This is a genomic window from Serratia proteamaculans, assembly GCF_004684015.1.
GTDB classification, from domain to species: domain Bacteria; phylum Pseudomonadota; class Gammaproteobacteria; order Enterobacterales; family Enterobacteriaceae; genus Serratia; species Serratia proteamaculans_F.
The window spans coordinates 1-15,191 of sequence record NZ_SRIA01000008.1 but is presented as its reverse complement, the minus strand read 5'-3'; the positions used below and the strand labels follow the sequence as shown (position 1 = coordinate 15,191).

General features: G+C 56.2%; 17 protein-coding genes and 1 riboswitch. Of the genes, 16 read left to right on the top strand and 1 reads right to left on the bottom strand.

Going from position 1 to position 15,191, the window contains the following annotated elements:
• Window positions 1-6: 6 nt before the first annotated feature.
• From lptE to lipA, 12 genes are all read left to right on the top strand, one after another.
• Window positions 7-567, top strand: coding sequence for an LPS assembly lipoprotein LptE (lptE, locus tag E5C26_RS06085; protein WP_135315499.1), 561 nt, complete (start codon window positions 7-9; stop codon window positions 565-567).
• Window positions 564-1,598: a DNA polymerase III subunit delta gene (gene holA / locus E5C26_RS06080; protein WP_012005642.1), complete on the top strand. Its 1,035-nt coding sequence runs from the start codon at window positions 564-566 to the stop codon at window positions 1,596-1,598. The genes lptE and holA overlap by 4 nt, the downstream gene beginning before the upstream one ends.
• A complete protein-coding gene (gene nadD, locus E5C26_RS06075) occupies window positions 1,588-2,250 on the top strand; it encodes a nicotinate-nucleotide adenylyltransferase (RefSeq protein ID WP_135315498.1) in 663 nt (220 codons plus the stop codon). The genes holA and nadD overlap by 11 nt, the downstream gene beginning before the upstream one ends.
• Before the next feature lie 188 nt (window positions 2,251-2,438).
• The gene (gene rsfS, locus E5C26_RS06070; protein WP_012005640.1) at window positions 2,439-2,756 is read left to right on the top strand and encodes a ribosome silencing factor; all 318 of its coding nucleotides are present in this window, start codon (window positions 2,439-2,441) and stop codon (window positions 2,754-2,756) included.
• A 3-nt stretch (window positions 2,757-2,759) separates the two neighbouring features.
• The gene (rlmH, locus tag E5C26_RS06065; protein WP_004949595.1) at window positions 2,760-3,230 is read left to right on the top strand and encodes a 23S rRNA (pseudouridine(1915)-N(3))-methyltransferase RlmH; all 471 of its coding nucleotides are present in this window, start codon (window positions 2,760-2,762) and stop codon (window positions 3,228-3,230) included.
• A gap of 38 nt (window positions 3,231-3,268) precedes the next feature.
• Window positions 3,269-5,164, top strand: a complete 1,896-nt coding sequence (mrdA, locus tag E5C26_RS06060; RefSeq protein WP_135315497.1) for a peptidoglycan DD-transpeptidase MrdA — start codon at window positions 3,269-3,271, stop codon at window positions 5,162-5,164.
• Between the two features lie 8 nt (window positions 5,165-5,172).
• Window positions 5,173-6,285 (top strand): peptidoglycan glycosyltransferase MrdB, encoded by a 1,113-nt coding sequence (mrdB, locus tag E5C26_RS06055; RefSeq protein ID WP_135315496.1) that lies wholly within the window; start codon window positions 5,173-5,175, stop codon window positions 6,283-6,285.
• 10 nt (window positions 6,286-6,295) lie between these two features.
• Window positions 6,296-7,375, top strand: a complete 1,080-nt coding sequence (rlpA, locus tag E5C26_RS06050; protein WP_135315495.1) for an endolytic peptidoglycan transglycosylase RlpA — start codon at window positions 6,296-6,298, stop codon at window positions 7,373-7,375.
• A gap of 178 nt (window positions 7,376-7,553) precedes the next feature.
• Window positions 7,554-8,765, top strand: a complete 1,212-nt coding sequence (gene dacA / locus E5C26_RS06045) for a D-alanyl-D-alanine carboxypeptidase DacA (protein WP_085115567.1) — start codon at window positions 7,554-7,556, stop codon at window positions 8,763-8,765.
• A gap of 111 nt (window positions 8,766-8,876) precedes the next feature.
• Complete coding sequence (ybeD, locus tag E5C26_RS06040) at window positions 8,877-9,140, top strand: DUF493 family protein YbeD (RefSeq protein WP_009636895.1); 264 nt, start codon at window positions 8,877-8,879, stop codon at window positions 9,138-9,140.
• Window positions 9,141-9,274: 134 nt separating this feature from the next.
• Entirely contained in the window at window positions 9,275-9,943 is a 669-nt protein-coding gene (gene lipB / locus E5C26_RS06035) for a lipoyl(octanoyl) transferase LipB (RefSeq protein WP_167796620.1), read from the top strand.
• Window positions 9,936-10,901: a lipoyl synthase gene (lipA, locus tag E5C26_RS06030; protein WP_012005634.1), complete on the top strand. Its 966-nt coding sequence runs from the start codon at window positions 9,936-9,938 to the stop codon at window positions 10,899-10,901. Before lipB ends, lipA begins: the two co-directional genes overlap by 8 nt.
• Before the next feature lie 86 nt (window positions 10,902-10,987).
• Here the strand turns inward: lipA and tatA are convergent, their stop codons facing one another.
• Window positions 10,988-11,197 carry a Sec-independent protein translocase subunit TatA gene (tatA, locus tag E5C26_RS06025; RefSeq protein WP_135315494.1) on the bottom strand — a complete coding sequence of 70 codons (210 nt, stop codon included), beginning with the start codon at window positions 11,195-11,197 and terminating at the stop codon, window positions 10,988-10,990.
• A 219-nt stretch (window positions 11,198-11,416) separates the two neighbouring features.
• On the opposite strand from tatA, the gene E5C26_RS06020 reads away from it, so the two are divergent.
• From E5C26_RS06020 to E5C26_RS06005, 4 genes are all read left to right on the top strand, one after another.
• Entirely contained in the window at window positions 11,417-12,478 is a 1,062-nt protein-coding gene (locus tag E5C26_RS06020; RefSeq protein WP_135315493.1) for a diguanylate cyclase, read from the top strand.
• Between the two features lie 96 nt (window positions 12,479-12,574).
• Window positions 12,575-12,637, top strand: a riboswitch (Fluoride riboswitch).
• Window positions 12,638-12,712: 75 nt separating this feature from the next.
• Window positions 12,713-13,096, top strand: coding sequence for a fluoride efflux transporter CrcB (gene crcB / locus E5C26_RS06015; RefSeq protein ID WP_135315492.1), 384 nt, complete (start codon window positions 12,713-12,715; stop codon window positions 13,094-13,096).
• Between the two features lie 298 nt (window positions 13,097-13,394).
• On the top strand, window positions 13,395-13,991 hold the full coding sequence (locus E5C26_RS06010) for a TetR/AcrR family transcriptional regulator (protein WP_135315491.1): 597 nt from the start codon (window positions 13,395-13,397) through the stop codon (window positions 13,989-13,991).
• A gap of 5 nt (window positions 13,992-13,996) precedes the next feature.
• Entirely contained in the window at window positions 13,997-15,190 is a 1,194-nt protein-coding gene (locus E5C26_RS06005; protein WP_135315490.1) for a multidrug effflux MFS transporter, read from the top strand.
• The last annotated feature ends 1 nt before the right edge of the window (window position 15,191 follow it).

The window sequence follows — 15,191 nt, the reverse complement described above, 5'->3', positions numbered from 1 at the left end:
GGAATTGTGCGACAACGTATTCTGACGCTGTTGCTGGGGTTGGCGGTGCTGGTCACCGCCGGCTGCGGTTTTCACCTGCGTGGCACCACGCAGGTACCCCCGGAAATGAAAACGCTGATTCTGGACAGCTCCGACCCTTATGGTCCGCTGACCCGTTCGGTGCGTGAGCAATTACGTCTGAGCGACGTGACCATTGTCAAAGATGCAAAACGTAAGGATCTCCCTTCCCTGCGCATCATTGGCGCCACTGAAAGCCAGGATACCGCCTCTATCTTCCAGGACGGTAAAACCGCTGAGTACCAAATGGTGCTGACGGTCCAGGCACAGGTGTTGATCCCGGGTCACGATCTGTATCCGCTGAACGTGAAAGTCTTCCGTTCGTTCTTCGATAACCCACTGACCGCGCTGGCAAAAGATTCCGAACAGGACATTATTCGCCAGGAAATGCGTGATCAGGCCGCCCAGCAACTGGTGCGTAAACTGCTGACGGTGCACGCGGCGGAAGAAGAAACGCAGCAGAAAGCCGCTGCGGCCGGTGAAAAAGCGGCCAGTCGCGTAGATCAATGATCCGTATTTACCCTGAACAACTTGCCGCGCAGCTCCGAGAGGGGCTGCGCGCTTGTTATTTATTGAGTGGCAATGAGCCGCTGCTGCTGCAGGAAAGCCAGGATCTGATCCGCCAAACGGCACAGCAGCACCAGTTCACCGAGCACTACAGCATCTCGCTGGATGCCCATACCGACTGGGACGCCATTTTCAGCATCTGTCAGGCGATGAGTCTGTTCGCCAGCCGTCAGACGCTGTTACTGATCTTCCCTGAAAATGGGCCGACCGCCCCGATAGGCGAACAGCTGATCAAGCTGGCTGCGCTGCTGCATGACGATATTTTGCTGATGCTGCGTGGGCCACGTCTGACCAAAGCGCAGGAAAACAGCGCCTGGTTCAAGGCGCTCAGCCCGCATGGCGCTTACGTCAGTTGCCAGACACCGGAACAGGCACAGTTACCCCGCTGGGTAGCCCAACGCGCCAAAACCATGAAGCTGGAACTGGACGACGCGGCCAATCAGTTGCTGTGTTACTGCTACGAAGGCAATCTGCTGGCGCTGTCGCAGGCGCTGGAACGACTGTCGTTGCTGCATCCGGATGGCAAGCTCACGCTGCCGCGCGTTGAGCTGGCGGTCAATGACGCCGCACACTTCACGCCATTCCATTGGCTGGACGCCCTGCTGGCGGGTAAAAGCAAACGGGCCTGGCATATCCTGCAACAGATGCAGCAGGAAGATGTCGAGCCGGTGATCCTGCTGCGCACCTTACAGCGCGAATTGCTGCAATTGCTGAACCTGCAACGGCGCATGGCGTCAGTACCGCTGCGTACGCTGTTCGACCAGTACAAGGTCTGGCAAAACCGCCGTAACCTGGTCACCCAGGCATTGCAGCGGTTATCCGGTGCCCAGTTGCGACAAGCGGTTCATCTGCTGACGCAGATTGAAATCACCCTTAAGCAGGATTATGGCCAGTCGGTCTGGTCGGAACTGGAAACCCTGTCGATGCTGCTGTGCGGCAAACCTCTGGCCACGAGTTTTTCCGATGCCCACTAATTCGCAAGACACCCCCGTACTGCACGCCCTGTTTGGCGGCACCTTTGACCCCATCCATTACGGCCATCTGCGCCCGGTGGAAGCGCTGGCAGCAGAAGTGGGGTTGAATCGGGTGACGCTGTTGCCGAATCATGTGCCGCCACACCGCCCTCAGCCCGAGGCCAACGCTCAGCAACGGTTGAAGATGGTTGAGCTGGCGATCGCCGGCAATCCGCTGTTTGCGGTTGACGATCGCGAACTGCACCGCACCACGCCCTCCTATACCATAGAGACGCTGGAAGCCATTCGTAAAGAACGTGGCGCTGCATTGCCGCTGGCGTTTATCATTGGCCAGGACTCGCTGCTCACGCTGCACAAGTGGCACCGCTGGCAGGCGCTGCTGGATACCTGCCACCTGCTGGTGCTGGCCCGTCCGGGCTACAATGACCGAATGGACACGCCGGAACTGCAACAGTGGCTGGAACAGCATCAGGTGACCGATGCCGCGCTGCTCAGCCGGCAGCCACAGGGCTATATCTACCTGGCCGATACGCCACAGCTGGAAATTTCAGCGACGGAAATCCGCCAGCGTCGCCATCAGGGCCTCAACTGTGACGACCTGTTGCCGCGTTCGGTACAGCGCTATATCGAGTTACAGGGTTTATATCGCTAGCGAGAGCCGCATGATATACTGCGCCGCTATTTTTCAGGTATTCGCTGAAAACCCCGGAAACCTTAGCTGGCCGGGCAGTCGCCAGAAGGCGCACGGTGGCATCCTGCCGACTTATCATTGATTCAGGCCGCAAAACGGGCACTTGCCCGCCGCAGTCGAATGAACAGAACACTCCCGAGGGGGAACCTTTGCAAGGTAAAGCGCTCCAAGATTTCGTCATCGATAAAATTGATGACCTGAAAGGCCAAGACATTATCGCTCTGGATGTCCAGGGTAAATCCAGCATCACCGATTGCATGATCATCTGCACCGGTACCTCTACCCGTCACGTGATGTCGATCGCCAACCACGTGGTGCAAGAATCCCGTTCTGCGGGCATGGAACTCTATGGCATGAAAGGCCAGGAAGCTTCCGACTGGATAGTGGTTGATTTGGGCGAAGTGATCGTCCACGTGATGCAAGAAGAAAGCCGTCGTTTGTATGAGCTGGAAAAACTCTGGAGCTAAGCGGTGAAACTGCAACTGGTCGCTGTCGGCACTAAAATGCCAGACTGGGTGCAGACCGGCTTTATGGATTATCTGCACCGCTTTCCGAAAGACATGCCGTTTGAGCTGACCGAAATCCCGGCGGGCAAGCGCGGCAAGAATGCCGATATCAAACGCATTCTGGAAAAGGAAGGCGAACAGATGCTGGCGGCGGTAGGCAAAGGCAATCGCATTGTCACGCTGGATATCCCCGGTACGCCGTGGGAAACGCCGCAGTTGGCGCAGCAGCTCGAACGCTGGAAGCAGGACGGCCGCAACGTCAGCCTGCTGATTGGCGGCCCGGAAGGGCTGGCCCCGGCGTGCAAGGCCGCAGCCGAACAAAGTTGGTCGCTCTCACCGTTGACATTGCCGCATCCTTTAGTGCGCGTCCTGGTGGCTGAAAGCCTCTATCGCGCCTGGAGTATTACAACAAATCATCCTTACCACCGGGAATAACCGGTGGTAACCGTGACAGAGTGAAATAAAGCAGCGGGATGAAAATAGAACGTAACCCTTTTCGCGACTATACGGCTGAATCCGCCCTGTTTGTACGCCGCGCCCTGGTGGCGTTCCTGGTCATCCTGGTGCTGACCGGCACCCTTATCGCCAATCTGTATAATCTGCAAATCGTCCGCTTTGAGGATTACCGTACCCGTTCCAACGAAAACCGCATCAAACTGGTGCCGATCGCGCCCAGTCGCGGCATTATCTATGATCGCAACGGCACCCCGCTGGCGCTCAATCGCACCATTTATCAACTGGAGCTGATGCCGGAAAAGGTCGATGACCTGAAGGCCACGCTACAGGCACTGCGTCCGGTGGTCGATCTGACCGATGACGACATCACCAACTTCGAGAAAGAGCGTAAACGCTCACGCCGCTTCGTCTCCATTCCGGTGAAAACCGCCCTGAACGAAGTCCAGGTAGCGCGTTTTGCGGTTAACCAGTTCCGCTTCCCCGGCGTCGAGGTCAAAGGCTACCAGCGTCGCTACTATCCTTATGGCTCCGCTCTGACCCATGTCATCGGCTACGTATCGAAAATCAACGACCGCGATGTCGAACGGCTGGATAAAGACGGCAAACTGGCCAACTACGCCGCCACCCACGATATCGGCAAGCTGGGTATCGAACGCTATTACGAAGAAACCCTGCATGGCAAAACCGGCTACGAAGAGGTTGAAGTCAACAACCGCGGCCGGGTGATCCGCCAACTGCATGAACAACCCCCTTCCGCCGGTCAAGACGTTTACCTGACGCTGGATCTCAACCTGCAACGCTATATCGAGCAGTTGCTGGTCGGCAGCCGCGCGGCAGTGGTGGTAAGCGATCCGCGCACCGGCGGCATTCTGGCGATGGTCTCAAACCCCAGCTATGATCCGAACCTGTTCGTTGATGGCATCTCCAGTAAAGACTATCAGGGGCTGCTCAACGATCCGAACCGGCCGTTGATTAACCGCGCCACGCAGGGGCTATATCCACCGGCTTCTACGGTTAAACCGTACATTGCCGTCTCGGCGCTCAGTGCCGGGGTGATCACCAAAAACACCAGTCTGTTCGATCCTGGCTGGTGGCAATTGCCCGGCTCGGAAAAACGCTTCCGCGACTGGAAAAAGTGGGGCCACGGCCGCCTGAACGTTACCAAAGCGCTGGAAGAATCAGCGGATACCTTCTTCTATCAGGTCGCCTACGACATGGGTATCGATCGCCTGTCGACCTGGCTGACCCGGTTCGGTTACGGCGATTATACCGGCATCGATCTGTCCGAAGAACGTTCCGGCCTGATGCCGACCCGCGACTGGAAATTCAAACGCTACAAAAAACCCTGGTATCAGGGTGACACCATTCCGGTAGGTATCGGCCAGGGCTACTGGACGGCAACGCCGATCCAGATGGCCAAGGCGCTGACCACGCTGATTAACGACGGCAACGTCAAAACGCCGCACCTGCTGCAAAGCACCCGAATCAATGGTGCGCTGGTGCCCTTCACCCAGGAAGAGAGCAAGCAGATCGGCGATATTCATTCAGGCTTCTGGGAAATTGCCAAAGACGGCATGTATGGTGTAGCCAACCGTCCGAACGGGACGGCGCGTAAGTACTTCTCGGATGCACCTTACAAAGCCGCGGCGAAATCGGGTACCGCACAGGTATTCGGCTACGAAACCTACAACGCCCACAAACTGGCGGAACACCTGCGTGACCATAAGTTGATGACCGCCTTTGCACCGTACAACAATCCAACGGTATCGGTGGCCATCATTCTGGAAAACGGCGGCTCCGGTCCGGCGGTCGGGACAATCACCCGTCAGATCCTCGACCATATTTTGCTGGGCGACAACAATACGCAATTACCATCTGAAGCCCCACTGCCACCAGGCGTAGAGGGTGATTAAGGTAGAACATGACTGAAAGCCAACAAAAGGGCTCGATCTGGACCAAAATCCATATCGACCCCACATTCCTGCTATTAATTCTGGCCCTGCTGGTCTACAGCGCGTTCGTGATGTGGAGCGCCAGCGGCCAGGATATGGGCATGATGGAGCGCAAGATCGGCCAGATTGTCATGGGGCTGATAGTGATGGCCGTCATGGCGCAAATCCCGCCGCGGGTCTATGAAAGCTGGGCGCCGTATTTATACATTTTCTGCGTGATCCTGCTGATACTGGTAGACGCTTTCGGCCAGATCAGTAAAGGGGCGCAACGCTGGCTGGATCTTGGCTTTGTGCGTTTCCAGCCGTCCGAGATCGCTAAAATCGCCGTGCCGCTGATGGTGGCGCGCTTTATGAACCGTGACGTCTGCCCACCTTCGCTAAAGAATACCGCGATTGCACTGGTGCTGATTTTCCTGCCGACCCTGCTGGTCGCCGCGCAGCCCGATTTGGGAACTTCAATTCTGATTGCAGCCTCCGGCCTGTTCGTGCTGTTCCTGTCCGGCATGAGCTGGAAGCTGATCGCCGTCGCCGCCGTGCTGCTGGCGGCCTTTATCCCGGTGCTGTGGTTCTTCCTGATGCACGGCTATCAGCGCGACCGCGTGATGATGCTGCTGGATCCGGAAACCGACCCACTCGGCGCTGGTTACCATATTATTCAGTCGAAAATCGCCATCGGCTCAGGCGGCCTGTCCGGCAAGGGCTGGCTGCACGGCACCCAGTCACAGCTGGAATTCCTGCCGGAACGCCATACGGACTTTATCTTCGCGGTCCTGGCCGAAGAACTGGGGCTGGTTGGGGTGTTGGTGTTGCTGGCGTTATACCTGCTGGTCATCATTCGTGGCTTGATGATCGCCGCCAAGGCGCAAACCACCTTCGGCCGGGTAATGGTCGGTGGCCTGATGCTGATTTTGTTCGTTTATGTGTTTGTTAACATTGGTATGGTCAGTGGCATTTTGCCGGTAGTTGGCGTACCTTTGCCTCTGGTCAGTTACGGGGGTTCGGCGCTGATTGTGCTTATGGCTGGGTTCGGCATTATCATGTCGATCCACACGCATCGAAAAATGATGTCCAAGAGTTTATAAGGGGTGAGTAATGCGTAAGGAATGGCTTTGGGTCGGCGTTGTCGCGGTATTACTTTCCGCCTGTACCGCCCCGACCACGGAACAGCAAGCACCACCGCAGCAGCCGTATAACGGCCCGGTGGTGGAGATCGGTGGCGTTGAGCCTCAATATGAACCCTATAACCCTAATAACATGCAGGATTATAAGGTTAATGGCGACACTTACCGCATCGTCAAGGATCCGCAGAACTTCTCACAGACCGGTCTGGCCAGCTCCTACGGTGAAGAAGCCCGGGGCAATACCACCGCGCTGGGGGAACAGTTCGATCCTAATGGATTAACCGCCGCACACCCAACGCTGCCGATCCCAAGTTACGTACGCGTGACCAACCTGGCCAATGGCCGCCAACTGGTGGTGCGGGTTAACGATCGCGGGCCTTACACCCAGGGCCGCATTATCGATTTGTCGAAAGCCGTCGCCGACCGCCTGAACCTGTCCAACAACACCAAGGTCAAGGTTGATTTCATCAACGTGGCCCCGGACGGCACTCTGAGCGGCCCAGGCACCATCGGTACTACCGTTGCCAAACAAAGCTATGCCCTGCCCGCTCGCCCGGAACTCGGCTCCAGCAGCATGGGAACCCCAATGCAACAGGATGTCCCGGTTCCTAACGGCGCCGCAGTACGTCCGATTGACAACAGCAGCCTGAACACCGGCGACAACGCCCCGGTAACCACCACCGGCAATAGCCGCAGCGGTTTCCTGGGTGCGCCTAGCGCCGTACCGGCCGGCGTACTGGAAAGCTCAGAGCCTGAACCTGCCGTCAGTGCCATTGCCGCACCGGTCGCGGCCACCGCCGCCGTTGCCGCCAATGCTTCTGCTGGTGGTAGCTATGTGGTGCAGGTCGGCGCGCTGAGCAGTGCCGAACGTGCGCAGAGCTGGCAACAAAGCCTGAGCCAAAAGTTTGGCGTACCGGGCAAAGTGGCCGCCAACGGCAGCGTCTATCGCGTACAGCTCGGTCCGTTCAGCAGCCGTCAGCAAGCGGTCGAACTGCAGCAGCGTCTGGCCAGCGAAGCGCAGCAACAATCTTTTGTCACTGCCGCACCTTAAAACAACTGTCCGGCAGGCGAACGCGACTGATTAGCGTTTCTTTAGCTGAAACATTTTCTTTCAGCTAAAGCCTGTAAAGCGCGTTTAGTCAGAGGATTGGCTAATGCCTGCCGGGATCTCATCTGTTATAGTGTGGCTCGTTTTTAATTTTACCCTCATGGATGTTGTAGTCTCGATCATGAAACAAGTAACTTCTTTTCGCTTAATCAAGAGCATAGCGCTCGGCACCGTTATCGCGATGAGTGCAACCTCCGTTGCGCATGCCGATGACGTTAATATCAAGACCATGATCCCAGGAGTACCGCAGATCGATGCGGAAGCCTACGTCCTGATTGATTACAACTCCGGTAAAGTTTTGGCGGAAATGAACGCCGATGCCCGTCGTGACCCTGCCAGTCTGACCAAAATGATGACCAGTTACGTCATCGGCCAGGCGCTGAAAGCGGGTAAAATCGGCCAGGAAGATATGGTTACCGTAGGGCAAGACGCCTGGGCTACCGGCAACCCGGTATTCAAGGGTTCTTCGCTGATGTTCCTGAAACCTGGCGACCGCGTACCGGTCTCCAAGCTGACCCGCGGCATCAACCTGCAGTCCGGTAACGACGCCTGCGTGGCGATGGCCGACTACGTAGCCGGCAGCCAGGACGCGTTCGTTAACCTGATGAACACCTACGTCAGCAAGCTGGGCCTGCAAAACACCCACTTCCAGACGGTACACGGCCTGGATGCACAGGGTCAGTACAGTTCGGCGCGCGATATGGCGTTGATCGGCCAGGCGCTGATCCGCGACGTGCCGGACGAATACGCGATTTATAAAGAAAAAGAGTTCACCTTCAACAATATCCGCCAGATGAACCGTAACGGTCTGCTGTGGGATACCAGCCTGAACGTGGACGGCATCAAAACCGGTCATACCGATGCGGCAGGTTACAACCTGGTCGCTTCTGCAACCGAAGGTCAGATGCGTCTGATCTCTGCGGTGCTGGGCGGTCGGACTTATAAAGGCCGTGAAACCGAGAGCAAGAAACTGCTGACCTGGGGCTTCCGCTTCTTCGAAACCGTTGCGCCACTGAAAGTGGGCAAAGAGTTTGCGTCTGAACCCGTCTGGTTCGGCGATGCGGATCGCGTTGAGTTGGGCGTAGACAAAGACGTTTACCTGACCATCCCACGCGGCCGGATGAAAGATCTCAAAGCCAGCTACGTGCTGAACACCCCGGAAATTCATGCGCCACTGGCGAAAAACCAGGTTGTCGGCAGCATCAACTTCCAGCTCGATGGCAAAACCATCGATCAGCGTCCACTGGTGGTGATGAACGAAGTGAAAGAAGGCGGTTTCTTCAGCCGTATCGTGGATTACATCAAACTGATGTTCCACCACTGGTTCGGTTAACAGTTGAAATGGGCGAAATCGCCCCCATATACTGATTAACATTAACTCCCGCTCCGGCGGGAGTTATAATTTATAGAATCGCTATACCGATAGCCGCACTCTGGAGCGCACATGAAAACTAAACTGAACGAACTGCTCGAATTCCCTTGCTCATTTACCTACAAAGTAATGGGCCTGGCACAACCCGAGCTGGTGGACCAGGTGGTTGAAGTGGTGCAGCGCCATGCTCCCGGGGATTACAACCCACAGGTTAAACCTAGCAGCAAAGGCAATTACCACTCCGTGTCCATCACCATCACCGCCACCCATATCGACCAGGTGGAAACCTTGTATGATGAGCTGGGCAACATTGAAATTGTCCGCATGGTGCTGTAATTCCAGCACAAACCCCTGCATTTCAGCCCGGGCCAGAGCATCCTCTGCCCGGGTTGCGCATTTTTGGTCAGCTAAATGCTGGTCGCGGGCCAGAGCGCCCGGTATAATGGCGACACCACTTCTGTAACCTGACGATGACTCTTTTGCAACCAGACAAGATCATTTTGCGTCAGCTGGGGTTGCAGCCCTATGAGCCTGTATCCCAAGCCATGCACAACTTCACCGACAGCCGAACCGAAACCACGCCCGATGAGCTGTGGCTGGTTCAGCATCAGCCCGTATTTACCCAGGGCCAGGCCGGTAAAGCGGAGCATCTGTTAATGCCGGGTGACATTCCGGTTGTCCAGAGCGATCGCGGCGGCCAGGTAACCTATCATGGGCCGGGGCAGCAGGTGATGTACGTGATGATCGATCTGAAACGCAACAAGGTTGGCGTTCGCCAACTGGTCACGGCTATCGAAGATACCGTTATTAATACCCTCGCCCACTTTCACATTGAATCGCGCGCCCGTCCGGATGCGCCCGGTGTTTACGTGGGGGAGCAAAAAATCTGTTCGTTGGGTTTGCGGATCCGTAAAGGCAGTTCATTCCACGGCCTGGCCCTGAATGTGGCCATGGATCTCAGCCCCTTCCAGCGTATCAACCCTTGCGGTTACGCCGGTATGCAGATGGCGCAGGTCAGCGCGCTGGCACCCGGCGTTGGCATAGAAGACGTACACCCAGTCCTGGTACAGGAATTTGTTCATTTACTCGGCTACCCGAAGGTCGAGCTTCGTAACTGGAACCTGCACGATTATGAGTAAACCAATTCAGATGGAACGCGGCGTCAAATACCGTGATGCAGACAAAATGGCGTTGATCCCGGTAAAAACGGTGGTCACTGAACGGCAGGAGCTGTTACGTAAACCCGAGTGGATGAAAATCAAACTTCCTGCCGACTCTACGCGCATCCAGGGTATTAAAGCCGCAATGCGTAAAAACGGTCTGCATTCGGTGTGCGAAGAAGCTTCCTGTCCGAACCTGTCTGAGTGCTTCAACCACGGTACCGCCACCTTTATGATCCTCGGTGCCATCTGTACCCGTCGCTGCCCGTTCTGCGACGTGGCGCACGGTCGCCCGGTAGCACCCGATGCCAACGAGCCGGAAAAACTGGCTCAGACCATCGCCGATATGGGTCTGCGTTACGTAGTAATCACTTCGGTTGACCGCGACGACTTGCGTGACGGGGGTGCCCAGCACTTTGCCGACTGCATCGCCGCTATCCGCGCCAAGAACCCGACCATCAAGATTGAAACGCTGGTGCCGGACTTCCGCGGCCGTATGGATCGCGCATTGGAAATCCTGACCGAAACGCCACCGGACGTGTTCAACCACAACCTGGAAAACGTACCGCGCGTCTACCGTCAGGTGCGTCCAGGCGCTAACTACGAGTGGTCATTGAAGCTGCTGGAGCGGTTTAAAGAAGCGCATCCGCACATCCCGACCAAGTCTGGCCTGATGGTCGGCCTGGGTGAAACCAATGCGGAAATCGTTGAAGTGATGCGTGACCTGCGTCGCCATGGCGTGACCATGCTGACTCTGGGCCAGTACCTGCAGCCAAGCCGTCATCACCTGCCGGTTCAGCGTTACGTCAGCCCGGCCGAGTTCGATGAAATGAAAGAAGAAGCGATGGCGATGGGCTTTACCCATGCCGCTTGCGGTCCGTTTGTCCGTTCGTCCTACCATGCCGATTTGCAGGCAAAAGGGATGGAAGTGAAGTAATTATTTGTTACCTTTCCAACGGCGGAAACGGCAAAAAACGGATGTCCCTGCGGCATCCGTTTTTTATTGCCCGGCAGAAAGCACCATTAAACGTCTTTCTTTTCTACGCTCTGCGGGTTGGACTGACTTTCTACCGTATTTGCCGGTGGCGGAGTCGTATCATCGCCCACCGCCTTTTTGAAACCCTTCAGCGCAGCGCCCAAATCCGCGCCCAAAGTACGCAGTTTGCTGGTACCGAACAGCAAGATGATCAACACCGCAATCACCAGAAGTTTGGTAATACTGATCCCTTCCATACTCACCTTCTTATTCATATAGCGCTGCGGCCGCAGCGAGAAAACAAAGCTTGCCTGAGGATATTTACCTACTTTCTGTAAGCCAAAACAACAGCAACATGTAACAGAGTGAGATCCCGCGCCAATATGCAACTTTAAATAGGTTAGCCGTGTTTCAGACTATTCTGAGTTTATAAGCCGCATGGTACGCTGTCCTCTTGCTCATCATGGAGTTGCCGGATGTATACGCCATCAGTGATTGATACCCGACGTTCCGGCCTCAGCTTCGCCAGACGCACCTACCTGCCACGCATCGTCGGCCTGGGGGTCGGTTTTATCTGCGTGTTCTCTGTGCTTTATACCCAGCAGACTTCCCTCTGGGTCTGGGGTCTGCTGGTTTTCCACGGTTTTATCTGGCCACACCTGGCTTACCAATGGGCACGCCGCTCCGTCATGCCCTTCAAAGCCGAAATCCGCAACCTGCTGATCGATTCGTTTTTCGGAGGGCTGTGGGTGGCGGTAATGGCCTTCAATGCATTGCCGTCGGTAGTCATCCTGTCGATGATGGGTATGAACAACATGGCTTCTGCCGGCAAATCTCTGTTTTTTAAAGGCCTCGCGGTGCAAGTGCTCAGCGCACTGGCGATCGGCGCCTTGCTCGGTTTCCCTTTTCAGCCACAAAGTACAGCGCTGCAAATCTATCTGTGCCTGCCGATGATCTACCTTTACCCGACGCTACTGGGGCTAGTGACCTACCGCACCGCCAAACGACTGGCGGAGAAAAAGCAGGAGTTGCTGCGCATCAGCATGCGTGACGGCCTGACCGGGCTGTACAATCGCCGCCATTGGGAACATTTACTGCATCACCAATTTGACAGCTGCCGCCGCTATCAGCATAGCGCGACCCTGATCCTGATGGATATCGATCGTTTTAAAACCATCAACGACAGCTTCGGCCATGCGCTGGGGGACGAGGCACTGGCGGTACTGGCGGAAGAGTTGCTAATCGGTCTGCGCGCCGTGGATATTGTCGGACGTTACGGTGGCGACGAGTTTGGGGCGGTGTTGCCAAACACCAGCGCCGAACAGGCCAGCATAGCGCTGTTGCGTATTCAGGAACGGTTGAACGAGATTGTGTTCCGCGAAGCACCGCAGTTAAGACTGAACATCAGTGCCGGTATTGCGGATTATCACGGCGATATGAAAGGCTATCTGGACTGGTTAAAAGCCGCCGACAACGCGCTGTACCGGGCGAAGAACAAGGGGCGCAACCGCCTGGAGCTGGCCGTACACGGCCACTGATACCAAGGCTGACAATTTTCTCTTTCCCGTCACTTTTGATACTACAAACCAGGCATCATCGGGTGTAAGATCCCGCCAGCACGGCAAACAGCGGCGCCAAACGACGGAGATGACATTCCTCCTTAACCGCCTTCACGGGCTGATGATGTCTACGTAACCTCTCGGAGAGGTGCGTAGCATTGCGCCTGAACCTTTCTGAGCTTGTCCCCCATTTAATGAAAGGCAGTTTCGACCATGTTGAGTTCTTTACTGGCAGTTTTTATTGGCGGCGGTATGGGTAGCGTTCTGCGCTGGGCCATAAGTATGAAGATGAACCCGCTTAACGCGCACATTCCGCTGGGGACGCTGGCAGTCAATCTGCTGGGCGGCTTTATTATCGGTTTGGCTATCGCCATCTTCACCCGTCTGACGCACCTGGATCCCACCTGGAAGTTGCTGATCACCACCGGTTTTTGCGGTGGCTTGACCACCTTTTCCACTTTCTCTCTGGAAGTGGTGTATTTGCTGCAGGATGGCCGTTTCGCCTGGGCGCTGGCCAATATGCTGCTTAATCTGGCGGGCTCACTGGCGATGACCCTGCTGGCGTTTATGCTGGTGGTCTGGATTAACGGGCAATAATTTAATTTCGGCGTCTTAATGTTTCCTTAATCTGCGCTGAGCATAATCTCATCCAGTATCCCCCCCACTGGATGAGAACTCAGATGTTTAGCCTGCCAAAAACGCCCACTGAAGTGACCGCCACCCTGTTATGCCTGCTGATTGTGGTTGCCTTCATCAAGGTTTATCTGTTCGCCTGAAGCTAACCCTGCCCCCTTTACCATTGTGCTCTTGCCTATTGCCATTGTTGTATTACAATTGAGAATGAACGTTCGCACCCAGAAGGCGAACCGCATTTCACTTGGCAAAGGATCGGGACATGATATCCACCAGCGACAGTAGGCAGGCTAAAGCACAGGCCCGCCGCGATCAGATTGTCGACGCCGCAAAACTCTGTTTTCGTCAGCACGGTTTTCACGCCGCCAGCATGGCGGAAATCGCACAGAGCTCCCAGCTTAGCGTCGGCCAGATCTACCGTTACTTCAGTAATAAAGATGCGATCATCGAAGAGATCGTTAACCGCATCATCGCCAGTAAAATGCAGCGGCTGGAAGATCTTGGCGATCATATCAACCTGATCGCCGGTACCCTGGCGGCGCGCACCCTGTTTCAACAGCCGGGTGAGAGCGAAACCGACCATATGCTGATGCTGGAAGTCACCGCCGAGGCTACCCGTAACCCGATAGTGGCCAAAATGCTCAGCGATGCCGAAACGCGGTTGTTCCACCATGTTTGCCAAAACCTGCAACGAATTTACCCGCACTTCAGCGAGCAGGAGATCGCCGCCAGAGTGGAGTTTGTCGCCGTATTAAGCGAAGGCACCGGTTACCGCATGCTGACCACACAGAAAGCCGATATCAGCCTGCTGAACGGCCTATACCAACAAGCTATCTCTCACCTGTTCAGGAAACCTTAATCCCCATGACCAGACAACTTGCCAGACAACGTCTGGTGTACGCGCTCGTGCTTGGCCTGCTCGCCTCACTGGGCCCGCTGTGCATCGACCTCTACCTGCCCGCCCTGCCGGAACTGGCCGGCGACCTGAACACCTCTACCGCTACCGCGCAGCTCAGCCTGACCGCCGGCCTGCTCGGTTTGGGTGTCGGCCAGCTGATTTTCGGCCCCTACAGCGACAAGCTCGGCCGTATGCGCCCGCTGCTGGTGTCGCTGACGATACTGCTGGTTGCTTCGCTGTGGTGCGCACTGGCCCCCAATATCGATCAGTTGCTGATTGCCCGTCTGTTGCAAGGGCTGGCCGGTGCCGGCGGTGCCGTCATTTCTCGCGCTATCGCCCGTGACCTCTATTCCGGGCATGAGCTGACGCGGTTCTTCGCCCTGCTGATGTTGGTCAACGGCCTGGCACCGATCATTGCGCCGGTGTTGGGCGGTGCCATGCTGCAGTTTATGGACTGGCGCGGGATTTTTGGCGTACTGGCGGCCATTGCCGTGCTGTTGTTCACGCTCGCCAGCCTGAAGTTAGATGAGTCATTGCCTGCCGAACGCCGCAGCCAGGGCGGTATTTTTGCCATGTTGCGATCCTTGGGTGGATTGCTGACCCAACGTCAGTTTATGGGCCTGTGCCTGACGCAAGGTTTTGTAATGGCCGGCATGTTCGCCTATATCGGTGCCTCGCCTTTCGTGCTGCAACAGATTTATGGCCTCAGCCCGCAGATGTTCAGCCTGTGCTTCGCCATCAACGGCGTCGGGCTGATTATTTCCGCGCAAATCGCCAGCCGCCTGAGCATACATTTTGGTGAAAGGAAGGTATTGAAAGGAGGACTAACCCTGGCGGCGATTTCTTCGCTGCTGTTGCTGTTGGCAGCCAGCCTGCACGCGCCGTTGGCACTGCTGATGGTACCGCTGTTCTTCTCGGTGGCGGTGATCGGTATTGTCGGCCCTACTGCGTCTTCATTGGCGATGCAAAGCCAGGGCGATAAAGCGGGTAGCGCCTCTGCGCTGATTGGCGTGAGCATGTTCGCACTCGGTGCCTGCAGCGTGCCCTTGACGGGGCTGGGCGGTACTTCCAGCGTATCAATGGCACTGACCATTGTTGGCTGTTACGCCGTCGCCATCACGCTGTTTAAACTGGCGGTGCTGGCGCAGCAGCAGGATTGAA

What these genes read in the sequence shown, in the direction of transcription:
- mrdA (WP_135315497.1), top strand. Translation starts at nt 3,269, where the DNA reads ATGAAAATAGAACGTAACCCTTTTCGCGACTATACGGCTGAATCCGCC.
- crcB (WP_135315492.1), top strand. Translation starts at nt 12,713, where the DNA reads ATGTTGAGTTCTTTACTGGCAGTTTTTATTGGCGGCGGTATGGGTAGC.
- nadD (WP_135315498.1), top strand. Translation starts at nt 1,588, where the DNA reads ATGCCCACTAATTCGCAAGACACCCCCGTACTGCACGCCCTGTTTGGC.
- ybeD (WP_009636895.1), top strand. Translation starts at nt 8,877, where the DNA reads ATGAAAACTAAACTGAACGAACTGCTCGAATTCCCTTGCTCATTTACC.
- mrdB (WP_135315496.1), top strand. Translation starts at nt 5,173, where the DNA reads ATGACTGAAAGCCAACAAAAGGGCTCGATCTGGACCAAAATCCATATC.
- holA (WP_012005642.1), top strand. Translation starts at nt 564, where the DNA reads ATGATCCGTATTTACCCTGAACAACTTGCCGCGCAGCTCCGAGAGGGG.
- rlpA (WP_135315495.1), top strand. Translation starts at nt 6,296, where the DNA reads ATGCGTAAGGAATGGCTTTGGGTCGGCGTTGTCGCGGTATTACTTTCC.
- lipA (WP_012005634.1), top strand. Translation starts at nt 9,936, where the DNA reads ATGAGTAAACCAATTCAGATGGAACGCGGCGTCAAATACCGTGATGCA.
- tatA (WP_135315494.1), bottom strand. Translation starts at nt 11,197, where the DNA reads ATGGAAGGGATCAGTATTACCAAACTTCTGGTGATTGCGGTGTTGATC.
- E5C26_RS06010 (WP_135315491.1), top strand. Translation starts at nt 13,395, where the DNA reads ATGATATCCACCAGCGACAGTAGGCAGGCTAAAGCACAGGCCCGCCGC.
- dacA (WP_085115567.1), top strand. Translation starts at nt 7,554, where the DNA reads ATGAAACAAGTAACTTCTTTTCGCTTAATCAAGAGCATAGCGCTCGGC.
- E5C26_RS06005 (WP_135315490.1), top strand. Translation starts at nt 13,997, where the DNA reads ATGACCAGACAACTTGCCAGACAACGTCTGGTGTACGCGCTCGTGCTT.
- lipB (WP_167796620.1), top strand. Translation starts at nt 9,275, where the DNA reads ATGACTCTTTTGCAACCAGACAAGATCATTTTGCGTCAGCTGGGGTTG.
- E5C26_RS06020 (WP_135315493.1), top strand. Translation starts at nt 11,417, where the DNA reads ATGTATACGCCATCAGTGATTGATACCCGACGTTCCGGCCTCAGCTTC.